Origin of the sequence: Roseateles sp., assembly GCF_031397715.1 — a bacterium.
GTDB lineage: Bacteria > Pseudomonadota > Gammaproteobacteria > Burkholderiales > Burkholderiaceae_C > Paucibacter_A.
This window is the reverse complement of the sequence record NZ_JANNMI010000375.1, coordinates 1-2,496: the sequence shown is the minus strand read 5'-3', so window position 1 is coordinate 2,496 and position 2,496 is coordinate 1. Positions and strand designations below refer to the sequence as shown.

The following is a 2,496-nucleotide window of genomic DNA, read 5'->3' as shown; positions in this document are numbered from 1 at the left end:
TCAATGGAAACTTTTTTCCAGCAAATCATCAACGGTCTGGTGCTGGGCAGCATGTATGCCTTGGTGGCCTTGGGCTACACCATGGTCTACGGCATCATCAACTTGATCAACTTCGCCCACGGCGAGATCTTGATGGTGGGTGCGCTGGTCAGCTGGACCGTCGTCAGCGCACTTGCCGACTCCGGCATGCCTGGCTGGACCATGATGTTGATCGCGTTGGCTTGCGCCGTCGTCGTCTGCACGGCGCTGAACTTTCTGGTCGAGAAGATCGCCTACCGGCCGCTGCGCAATGCGCCGCGCTTGGCCCCCTTGATCACCGCCATGGGCATGTCCTTGCTGCTGCAAACGCTGGCGATGATCATCTGGAAACCGAACCCCAAGCCGTTTCCGCTGCTGCTGCCGACCGAGCCGATTGACCTCGGCGGCCCGGTCATCACGGTCACGCAATGCGTGATCCTGGGCAGCACGGTGATGATCCTGGCGACCCTGATGTGGCTGGTCAATCACACCAAGCTGGGCCGCGCGATGCGCGCTACCGCCGAGAATCCACGGGTCGCCGGCCTGATGGGCGTCAAGCCGGATTTCATCATCTCCACCACCTTTGTGATCGGCGCCGCACTCGCCGCCGTCGCCGGCCTGATGTGGGCCGCCAACTACGGCACCGTGCAGCACACGATGGGCTTCATGCCGGGGCTCAAGGCCTTCACGGCGGCCGTCTTGGGCGGTATCGGCAATCTGGCCGGCGCGATGGTGGGCGGTGTTCTGCTGGGCCTGATCGAGGCGATCGGCGCCGGTTATCTGGGTGACTTGACCGGCGGTGTGCTGGGCAGCCACTACGCCGACATCTTCGCCTTCGTGGCGCTGATCCTGGTGCTGACCCTGCGGCCCTCGGGTCTGCTGGGTGAGCGTGTGGCGGACCGAGCTTGAGCGGCCCTGAGGAGAACACTATGCAATCACAGCAAAAAAACAAAGTCTTCGTCTTCCTGCTGGCGGCCCTGGGCCTGCTGGTGCTGCCGCTGTTCGCGCAACAGTTCGGCAACGGCCCGGTGCGCATCATCGACCTGGCCCTGCTCTATGTGCTGTTGGCGCTGGGGCTGAACATCGTGGTCGGCTATGCGGGTCTGCTGGATCTGGGTTATGTGGCGTTTTATGCGGTGGGCTCCTACATGTTCGCGCTGCTGGCCAGCCCCCATTTGAGCGAGAACTTCGAGGCCTTCCGGGCTGCATTTCCTGATGGGCTGCATTCGCCCTTGTGGCTGATCATCCCGCTGGGCGCCGGTTTGGCCGGCTTGTTCGGCGTGCTGCTGGGGGCCCCAACGCTGAAACTGCGCGGAGACTATCTGGCCATCGTGACGCTGGGTTTTGGCGAGATCGTGCGGGTGTTTTTGAACAACCTGGAGCATCCGATCAACATCACCAACGGCCCGCGCGGCATCGGGCAAATTGACTCGGTCCACATCTTCGGCCTCAATCTGGGCCAGGGGACCGAGTTGTTCGGCCTCAAATTGCCCTCGGTGACGCTGTACTACTACTTGTTCCTGGCCCTGGTGGTGATCAGCGTGATCATCTGCTACCGGCTGGAGAACAGCCGCATCGGCCGCGCCTGGATGGCCATCCGTGAGGACGAGATTGCGGCCAAGGCGATGGGCATCAACACCCGCAATATGAAGCTCTTGGCCTTCGGCATGGGCGCCACCTTCGGCGGCGTGGCCGGCACCATGTTCGCGTCCTTCCAGGGTTTTGTGTCTCCTGAGTCGTTCAGCCTGCAGGAGTCGGTGATGATTGTGGCGATGGTGGTGCTGGGCGGCATCGGCCACATCCCGGGCGTGATCCTGGGTGCCTTGCTGTTGTCGGCCTTGCCCGAAGTATTGCGTTACGTGGCCGGACCCTTGCAGGAGATGACCGGCGGGCGGCTCGACGCCTCCATCTTGCGCCAGCTCTTGGTGGCGCTGGCGATGATAGGCATTATGTTGGTGCGCCCACGCGGGCTGTGGCCGTCGCCTGAGCATGGCAAGGCGGCACCTAGCCCCGTGGAAGGAGCTCGGTCATGAGCAGCGAACAAGTGATTCTCAAAGTCAGCGGTGTCTCCAAGCGTTTTGGGGGCCTGCAAGCGCTGGCCGACGTTGGCATTCAAATCAACCAGGGCCAGGTCTACGGCCTGATCGGCCCCAACGGAGCCGGCAAGACGACCTTCTTCAACGTCATCACCGGCCTGTACACGCCGGACGCGGGCACGTTTGAGCTGGGCGGCACACCGTATGCGCCGACCGCGGTGCACGAAGTTGCCAAGACCGGCATCGCGCGCACCTTCCAGAACATCCGGCTGTTTGCCGAGATGACGGCGCTGGAGAACGTGATGGTGGGGCGCCACATCCGCACGAAATCGGGGTTATTGGGCGCTATTTTGCGCACCCCCGGCTTCAAGAGCGAAGAGGCCGCCATCGCCAAACGTGCGCAGGAGCTGCTGGACTATGTGGGCATCGGCAAGTACGCGGA

The 2,496-nt window shown here is 62.8% G+C and carries 3 protein-coding genes; all 3 read left to right on the top strand.

Annotated elements, in window-relative coordinates:
• Nucleotides 1-3: 3 nt before the first annotated feature.
• The gene (locus tag RMO57_RS16325) at nucleotides 4-927 is read left to right on the top strand and encodes a branched-chain amino acid ABC transporter permease (protein ID WP_310388393.1); all 924 of its coding nucleotides are present in this window, start codon (nucleotides 4-6) and stop codon (nucleotides 925-927) included.
• 20 nt (nucleotides 928-947) lie between these two features.
• Nucleotides 948-2,051, top strand: coding sequence for an ABC transporter permease subunit (locus RMO57_RS16320; protein WP_310388391.1), 1,104 nt, complete (start codon nucleotides 948-950; stop codon nucleotides 2,049-2,051).
• Nucleotides 2,048-2,496 (top strand): ABC transporter ATP-binding protein (locus RMO57_RS16315; RefSeq protein ID WP_310388389.1); only part of this gene is annotated, 449 nt, incomplete at its 3' end. The genes RMO57_RS16320 and RMO57_RS16315, both read left to right, overlap by 4 nt.